A 7,816-nucleotide genomic window follows, 5' to 3' on the forward strand; every position below is an offset into this window, starting at 1 on the left:
ACGATGAGCCAGGCGCAGGACCACGAGCAGCCGGGGGCGAACGGGCCCGCCGTGCCGCAGACCCGCACCGCCCGCCACCGCCGGATCGTGGACATCCTCAACCGGCAGCCGGTCCGGTCGCAGAGCCAGCTGGCGAAGCTGCTCGCCGACGACGGACTGAGCGTCACACAGGCGACGCTCAGCCGGGACCTTGACGAGCTGAACGCGGTGAAGATCCGCAACGCCGACGGCGACCTGATCTACGCGGTGCCCAGCGAGGGCGGGTTCCGTACGCCCCGGGCGCCGCTGGGCGGGTCGGCGAAGGAGGAGCGGATGCGGCGGCTCTCCCAGGAGCTGCTGATCTCCGCGGAGGCTTCGGCGAACCTCGTGGTCCTGCGGACCCCTCCGGGGGCGGCGCAGTTCCTGGCGTCGGCCATCGACCAGGCCGAGTTGCACGACATCCTGGGGACGATCGCGGGTGACGACACGTTGCTGCTGATCAGCAGGGAGCCGACGGGTGGTCAGGCGCTGGCCGACCATTTGCTGAGGCTGGCCCAGAACGGGCACTAGAGGTTGTCGTTCGGGTGCGGGAGCGCTGTGGCTGATCGCGCAGTTCCCCGCGCCCCTGGGCCGGTCCGCTCAAGCTGCGGGCAGTCGTGCCGCTGAGGGCGGCACGGGTGGGCGCAGCGGCGGCACCCCGCTACGCCGGGCTGCGAAACGCCCCGCCCCGAGCCACAACTCACCCCAGCCGCGCCGCCAGCCCCCCGGTGCAACGAACCTCATCCCCGGCCGTGATCAGCAGCGCTTCCACGTCCGGCAGCGACTCCAGCCATGCCAGGCCCTCCCGCGAGCCCATCGCGAACGCCGCCGTGGCCCAGCAGTCGACGAACGTCAGCCGGGGCCCCACCACCGTCACGGAGACCAGGTCCGTCACGGCTGAACGCCCCGTCCGGGGATCGACGATGTGGTCTCCCCGTTCGGCCGTACCGGACGTGGCGACGGCCAATTCCGACACCCCCGCCGCGGAGACGACCGCCGCGAGACCCCCGGGCCGCAACGGATCGGCCACCCCCACCCGCCACGGCCGCTGCCCACCCGGCGTCCCGAGCAACTGCACGTCGCCGCCGCCGTTCAGATTCACTCCGCACACCCCGGGCACGTCCGCCAGACGCCGCGCCGCCCGCTCGACCGCCCAGCCCTTGACGATGCCGGTCGGATCGAGGCGGCCCCGGTACGACGTGCTGAACCAGCCGTCGCTCCTGCGCTCCGCCTCGGCGGCCAGTTCCAGCACCTCGGCGACCTCGCGGTCGCACTCCGCGACCGTCAGCTCCCCGCGCTGGAGCCGGGAGATCTGGCTGTCCTCGCGGTAGGTGCTGAACACCTCGTCGACCCGGTGCAGTCCGGCGACGGCCTCGTCCAGGGCCGCGCGCACGGCGGCCGGTTCCCCGCCGCGGACGTCGAAGGAGAAGACGGTCCCCATCGTCTCCTCGGCATGACGTACCGCGGCGGGAGCCTCTGCGGAGTCGGCCACGGTGTCAGCCACCGGCCTGGTCCAGTGCGGACTGGAGGGACTTCTTGTAGCCGGCGCTGGTGTACGTGGCCCCGGACACGGCGTCGATCTGCGCGTTTCCGGCCGCCACGGCCGCCTGGTTGAGGCGGGGGACGGAGGAGGAGGTGATCTGGTCGCTGCGGCCGCCCTTGGGGGCCTGGACCGCCTCGGCCCTGCGAGGAGCCGCCGCCGGCCGGAGCCTTGTCCAGTGCGGACTGGAGGGACTTCTTGTAGCCGGCGCTGGTGTACGTGGCGCCCGAGACCGCGTCGATGTCCGCGTTTCCGGCCGCCACGGCCGCCTGGTTGAGGCGGGGGACGGAGGAGGAGGTGATCTGGTCGCTGCGGCCGCCCTTGGGGGCCTGGACCGCCTCGGCACGCCTTCGCCTTGTCCAGTGCGGACTGGAGGGACTTCTTGTAGCCGGCGCTGGTGTACGTGGCGCCCGAGACCGCGTCGATCTCCGCGCTCTGCGCCGCGACCGCCGCCTGGTTCAGACGCGGCACCGAGCTGGCCGTGATCTGGTCGCTGCGGCCGCCCTTGGGGGCCTGCACCGCCTCGGCCTGGGTGATCTTGCCGTTGTTCATGGTCAGGCGGACCTGCACCGCGCCGTACTGCGTCTGCGCGGCGTCACCGGTGACCGCGCCGTTCACGCCGCCCTGCGGTGCCTGCCCGGCCGCCGCGGGCGGCGCCTGGCCCGCCGCCTGGGCCGAACCCGGGTCGGAGGCCGGCTTCAGGGACAGCAGCAGCACGATCCCGGAGACGGTGGCTGCGCCGGCGAGCACGGCACGCCGGACGGGGTGAGACTTCCTCATCGTTTCCCAAACTCCTGAAAGACCGTTGGTGTCCCGTCGCTCACATCTCGAACGACTCGTGATGGATACGGCGAGCGGGTACTCCCGCGCCGCGCAGTGCCTCGTAGACGGACTGGGCGAAGCCGGGCGGCCCGCACATGAAGACGTCGTGGTCCTCGATGTCCGGGATCTTGCGCTGGAGGGACTCCGCCGAGATGTCGGGGCGTTCGCCCTCCGGGCTGTTGACCGCGTACATCAGCCGGGCGCCGCGCTCGTCGGCGATCTTGGCGAGCTCGCCCCACAGCGCCAGGTCCTGCGTGGTGTTGGCCCGGTAGAGCAGGGTGATGTCGCCGGACGCGCCCGGCAGCGTCTCGAACAGCGCCCGCATCGGGGTGATGCCCACACCGCCCGCGACCAGCAGCACCTTGCCGCGGCTGCGGCGCTGGGCGGTCATCGCGCCGTACGGGCCCTCGGCCCACACCTTGGTGCCCGGTTCGAGATCACGCAGCCGGGAGGTGTGGTCACCGATCGCCTTGACCGTGATCCGCAGCATGTCCGGGCGGGGCGCCGCCGACAGCGAGTACGGGTGGGAACTGAAGCGCATGCCCGGCGCCTTGAACCGCCAGCGGAAGAAGTGCCCGGCCTCCGCGCCCATCCGGTGCAGCTTGCGCCCGCTGATCAGCACGGACACGATCCCGGGGGTCTCCTCTATGACCGCCGCCACCCGCATGCGGTGCCGCATGTTCAGCCGGATCGGGGTGAGGATCCGGTACCAGACGACCAGCGCGGTCACCACGCCGTACAGCCCGTACCAGAAGGTCTTCGCGGCCGGCTCGACGGCGAACTCGTTGCCGGTGGTGATCTGGTGCCAGAACGTCAGGTACACCGCCGCGTACGTCAGCAGGTGCACGTGGTACCAGGTGTCGTACCCGATCAGCCGGCGCACCCCGCCGATCGACAGGATCCCGATGAGGAACAGCAGGCCCGTGCCGATGGCGGCCTTGCCCATGTCCGGCAGCTGGTTGATGGAGTCGGTCGTCTGCTGGACGATGTCGCCGAGCCCCTTGCCCGCCTGCAGGGCGTAGCCCCACATGATGAGGAAGACGTGGGCGAGGACCAGGCAGAGCGTGTAGCGGCCGGTCATGGCGTGCCAGCGCGCGACCCGGTCGGTGCCCACCCGGCGCTCCAGCGCGGGCACCCGGGCCATCTGGAGCACCACCAGCGCCATGAGGTAGCCGGCGAGCAGACCGGTGATCCGGCCGGCGGCCAGGATCTTGCTCGTGTTGTCCGCGAGGGACGGTGTGTTGTCCCACCACAGCCACAGCACGGCCGCCGCACCGGCCCACAGGGCGATCAGCAGCGGGACGGCCGGGGAGCGGCGCGGGCGGATGCGGCGCATCGTCTGGCGGCGGGCGGCACGTCCGCCTGCGAGCGTGGTGGTCACGGTTCCTCCGTGGGGACTTGACCCTTGGCCCACAGATACGTGCCGGGACACGGGAGTGTTCAGCCACGGTCCGAGTCGGCTGCGAAGAGGAGTGACCGCTGGTAACCCACGCCCGGCCGACGCCCCGTCACAGCCGCGTGACGGCCGTCTTCCCGTTCACCGTGCCGACGGCGATGTGCGGCCGCCGCGCGGGGTCGGCCCAGGTCAGGAGCCGCCGCATCGCGTCCTCGGGCACGGACACACAACCGGCCGTCGCGCCCCGCCCGTTGACATGGAGGAAGATCCCCGCGCCGCGCCCCCGCACGGGACGCTCGTAGTTGAAGCCGATGACGAGGGCGTGTGCGTACTGGGCGCGGTAGGTGATCAGCCGCTCGGCCTCGGCGGCCCGGCAGTCGGCCGCGCGGGGCTCGCTCCAGCGGTTGTAGGAGCGGGAGTCGTTGTCCTGGCACCACCAGGAGTCCCGGTGCACCCTGCGGTAGCCGTACGCCGTCCCGGGCGGCGCCGCCTTGATGCCGAAGGCGTACGGCAGACGGTAGAGGCCGGTGGGTGTGGTGCTGGTGCCCTGCTTGCGGGAGGCGCCCGCGACCAGCCCGTTCGCCCCGAAGCGCGCGGGCGCGGAGCCCCTCTTCACCCAGCGTCCGTCTCCGCCGCGGTCCCACCAGGTGAGCGTGCCGGTCGTCGAGGCCCGCTGCGGGGCCACCGCGGTGATCAGCTGGGTGCCGCCGCCGGTGTCCGCCATCCGGGCCGGCAGCGGCGGCGGGGCGGGCGGCCCGGCGCCGAGCACGATCAGGGAGGAGAGGGCGAGGGTGACGGCACCGGGGCGCATGCCTCAGACCGTAGAGGGAGGCAGCGGCAACGGCAGCCCGGGTAGTCCGTCCAGGCTGCTGGCGATGTGCTCCTTTGTGCTGAAGTACGCGCTGAGCGAGGCGTCGTCCTCCCGGGCGAACCGCTTGGAGTGCAGGTCCCGGTCCTCCTCGTACGCCATGAAGGGCACCCCGTAGCCGCAGGTGTCGCGGACGAGTTCGGCGGTGACGACGATGATCGCGCGCAGGCCGTGCTGCGTCGGGTCGATGTCCGGGAAGTGCCCGAGCAGTTCCCGGAAACGGGGGTCGTCGCGGAAGACCGGCTCACCCCTGCCGTGTACACGGACGATGTTCGGCGGGCCCTGGAAGGCGCACCACATCAGCGTGATCCGCCCGTTCTCCCGGAGGTGGGCGATGGTCTCGGCGTTGGAACCGGCGAAGTCGAGGTAGGCCACCGTGAGCTCGTCCAGCACCGCGAAGGAGCCCGTGAGCCCCTTGGGTGAAAGGTTGACCGTGCCGTCGGCGGCCAGAGGGGCGGTGGCGGTGAAGAAGACCGGCTGCGCCTCTATGAAGGTGCGGAGCCGGCCGTCTATGCGCTCATAAGTCTTTCCCATGCCGAACGATTATGGTCGCAGATCTTTCGACTGTCTAAAGATTTGCGGGATCCGGTCACCTCTGCCGGATCCAGCAGGCGTCGTCCGTGGCCGCCCCGGCCGGCGCTCCCACGGGGCGGCCACAGCGCCTGTCACCTCACTTGGTGAGCGTGCAGGTGGCCAGGGAGTCCAGGCCCTGCGGCTTGGCGGCGGTCCGTCCGATGGCGGTGGCGATGCGGTTGACGGTCGCGACGCGCTTGTCCTTGGCGGTCGACCTCGGCCTTGGCGGAGGCGGGCACGTCAGGCAGCTTGGAGCGGACGTCGGGGCAGGTGATCGTGCCGGCGGCGGCGTTGCCGGCATTCCCTGCGTTGCCCGCGTTACCGGCATTGCCCGCGTTGCCGGCGTTCCCTGCATTCCCCGCGTTGCCGCCCGCCTGCGGCTTGCCGGCCGCGCCGCCGCCCGCGTTCGTACCCGCGGCGTTCAGCGTGCAGGTGGCCAGGGAGTCCAGGCCCTGCGGCTTGGCGGCGGTCCGTCCGATGGCGGTGGCGATGCGGTTGACGGTCGCGACGCGCTTGTCCTTGAGCTTCGACCTGACGTCCGGGCAGGTGATCGTGCCGGGGCTCGCGAGTGTCCGGGCGCTGGTCCCGTCGCTCTTGGAGCCCTCCCCGGCGAGGGCGAATCCGGCGATCACCGTGCCGGACAGTGCCACCGCGGCGGCGCCGCCGATGAACGTGACGCGACGCTTGTTGTACTTCGGAAGAGCCCTGGACATGCGGATGCCTCACTAGGGGGTCGGGGTGTTGTCGGTGTCGTAACGCGGCGCCTGCGTTCGGCGAGAGGTACGGGTAAGCGGTTTCCCGCGTTCAAAGGATCTTCAAATTCCTCTCACCTGGCCGGAATCCGCTCCCCGGCCCCGCTGAATTGACGAATCATGCAGAGCTCTGCATACTCATGCATGACGGTGAGGCACATCCACACCCCTTGAGGAGCACGCAGGTGAGCAGCAACAGCGGTGACGTCCGGCTCTGGGGCGGTCGTTTCGCCGACGGTCCCGCCGAGGCCCTGGCGAAGCTGTCCGCGTCCGTCCACTTCGACTGGCGTCTCGCGCCGTACGACATCGCCGGTTCCCGTGCCCACGCGCGTGTGCTGCACAAGGCGGGCCTGCTCACGGAGGACGAGCTGACCCGCATGATCGCCGGTCTCGACCAGCTGGAGGCGGACGTCGCCGACGGCTCGTTCGTGGGCACGATCGCCGACGAGGACGTCCACACCGCCCTGGAGCGCGGCCTCCTGGAGCGCCTCGGCCCCGACCTGGGCGGCAAGCTGCGCGCGGGCCGGTCCCGCAACGACCAGGTCGCGACCCTCTTCCGCATGTACCTGCGGGACCACGCCCGGATCGTCGGCGGCCTCATCGCCGAGCTTCAGGACGCGCTGATCGGCCTGGCCGAGGCGCACCCGGACGTGGCCATGCCCGGCCGCACCCACCTCCAGCACGCCCAGCCCGTCCTCTTCGCCCACCACGTCCTGGCCCACGTCCAGTCCCTCTCCCGGGACGCGGAACGGCTGCGCCAGTGGGACGCCCGCACGGCGGTCTCGCCCTACGGCTCCGGCGCCCTGGCGGGCTCCTCCCTCGGGCTGGACCCGGAGGCGGTGGCCAAGGACCTCGGCTTCGAGCACGGCTCGGCCGGCAACTCCATCGACGGCACGGCCTCCCGCGACTTCGTCGCCGAGTTCGCGTTCATCACGGCGATGATCGGGGTCAACCTCTCCCGGATCGCCGAGGAGGTCATCATCTGGAACACGAAGGAGTTCTCCTTCGTGACCCTGCACGACGCGTTCTCGACGGGCTCGTCGATCATGCCGCAGAAGAAGAACCCGGACATCGCGGAGCTGGCGCGCGGCAAGTCCGGCCGTCTGATCGGCAACCTGACGGGCCTGATGGCCACGCTGAAGGCCCTCCCGCTCGCGTACAACCGCGACCTCCAGGAGGACAAGGAGCCGGTCTTCGACTCCATCGACCAGCTGGAGGTCCTGCTCCCGGCCTTCACCGGCATGATGGCCACCCTCGCCGTCCACCGCGAGCGCATGGAGGAACTGGCACCCGCCGGCTTCTCCCTCGCCACGGACATCGCCGAGTGGCTGGTCAAGCAGGGCGTCCCGTTCCGCGTGGCCCACGAGGTCGCGGGGGAGTGCGTCAAGGCCGCCGAGGCCGAGGGCAAAGAGCTGGACGAACTGACGGACGACCAGTTCGCGAAGATCTCCAGCCACCTGACCCCCGAGGTCCGCACGGTCCTCAACGTCCCCGGAGCCCTGGCCTCCCGCAACGGCAGGGGTGGCACGGCCCCGAGCGCGGTCGCCGTCCAGCTGGCTGAGGTGAAGGCCGACGTGGCGGCCCAGCACGAGTGGGCGGTGGCCAGGAGCAGCAGCGCCCTCTAAAGGGTGTTGCAGAAGGCCTGGTGGCGGCGTGTCTGGGTGATGACTGCCCCTGCTGTTTCACCCTGCCATGGCGAGGTTGTGCATGGTGGCCACCGCCTGGATGGCGTGATGGAGGCCGTCGCGCCTTTGGCGGCAGTCGCGGAGGATCTTCCAGTTCTTCATTCGGGCGAAGGTGTGCTCGACGCGAGCCCGCACACGCCGGTGTTCGGCGTTGTCCTCCTC

General features: G+C 71.2%; 8 protein-coding genes and 2 pseudogenes. 2 read left to right on the plus strand and 8 right to left on the minus strand.

Features of this window, described 5'->3' with window-relative positions; all coding sequences use genetic code 11:
• Nucleotides 1–3: 3 nt before the first annotated feature.
• Nucleotides 4–549: an arginine repressor gene (locus OO68_RS28080; RefSeq protein WP_033311957.1), complete on the plus strand. Its 546-nt coding sequence runs from the start codon at nucleotides 4–6 to the stop codon at nucleotides 547–549.
• 169 nt (nucleotides 550–718) lie between these two features.
• On the opposite strand, the gene OO68_RS28085 is transcribed toward OO68_RS28080, so the two are convergent.
• The 7 genes and pseudogenes from OO68_RS28085 to OO68_RS42485 all read right to left on the minus strand — a co-directional run bounded on the left by OO68_RS28085 (nucleotide 719) and on the right by OO68_RS42485 (nucleotide 5,930).
• A complete protein-coding gene (locus tag OO68_RS28085; RefSeq protein WP_245237190.1) occupies nucleotides 719–1,522 on the minus strand; it encodes an FAD:protein FMN transferase in 804 nt (267 codons plus the stop codon).
• Nucleotides 1,515–1,619: an FMN-binding protein gene (locus OO68_RS48765; RefSeq protein ID WP_439332899.1), complete on the minus strand. Its 105-nt coding sequence runs from the start codon at nucleotides 1,617–1,619 to the stop codon at nucleotides 1,515–1,517. The genes OO68_RS28085 and OO68_RS48765 overlap by 8 nt, the downstream gene beginning before the upstream one ends.
• 106 nt (nucleotides 1,620–1,725) lie before the next feature.
• A pseudogene (locus OO68_RS46950) lies at nucleotides 1,726–2,338 on the minus strand (FMN-binding protein); the annotation flags it as partial.
• Nucleotides 2,339–2,378: 40 nt separating this feature from the next.
• Nucleotides 2,379–3,761: a ferredoxin reductase family protein gene (locus OO68_RS28100; RefSeq protein ID WP_033311958.1), complete on the minus strand. Its 1,383-nt coding sequence runs from the start codon at nucleotides 3,759–3,761 to the stop codon at nucleotides 2,379–2,381.
• A gap of 127 nt (nucleotides 3,762–3,888) precedes the next feature.
• On the minus strand, nucleotides 3,889–4,587 hold the full coding sequence (locus OO68_RS28105) for a L,D-transpeptidase family protein (RefSeq protein ID WP_033311959.1): 699 nt from the start codon (nucleotides 4,585–4,587) through the stop codon (nucleotides 3,889–3,891).
• A gap of 3 nt (nucleotides 4,588–4,590) precedes the next feature.
• Nucleotides 4,591–5,178, minus strand: a complete 588-nt coding sequence (locus tag OO68_RS28110; protein WP_033311960.1) for a pyridoxamine 5'-phosphate oxidase family protein — start codon at nucleotides 5,176–5,178, stop codon at nucleotides 4,591–4,593.
• Nucleotides 5,179–5,314: 136 nt separating this feature from the next.
• Nucleotides 5,315–5,930, minus strand: a pseudogene (locus OO68_RS42485) (hypothetical protein).
• Nucleotides 5,931–6,154: 224 nt separating this feature from the next.
• Here OO68_RS42485 and argH point away from each other — a divergent pair.
• The gene (argH, locus tag OO68_RS28120) at nucleotides 6,155–7,594 is read left to right on the plus strand and encodes an argininosuccinate lyase (RefSeq protein WP_033311961.1); all 1,440 of its coding nucleotides are present in this window, start codon (nucleotides 6,155–6,157) and stop codon (nucleotides 7,592–7,594) included.
• Nucleotides 7,595–7,651: 57 nt separating this feature from the next.
• Here the strand turns inward: argH and OO68_RS28125 are convergent.
• The coding region (locus tag OO68_RS28125; protein WP_033311962.1) for a transposase at nucleotides 7,652–7,816 on the minus strand (165 nt) is incomplete at its 5' end.

It is taken from the genome of Streptomyces iakyrus (genome assembly GCF_000717055.1).
GTDB classification, from domain to species: Bacteria; Actinomycetota; Actinomycetes; order Streptomycetales; family Streptomycetaceae; genus Streptomyces; species Streptomyces iakyrus.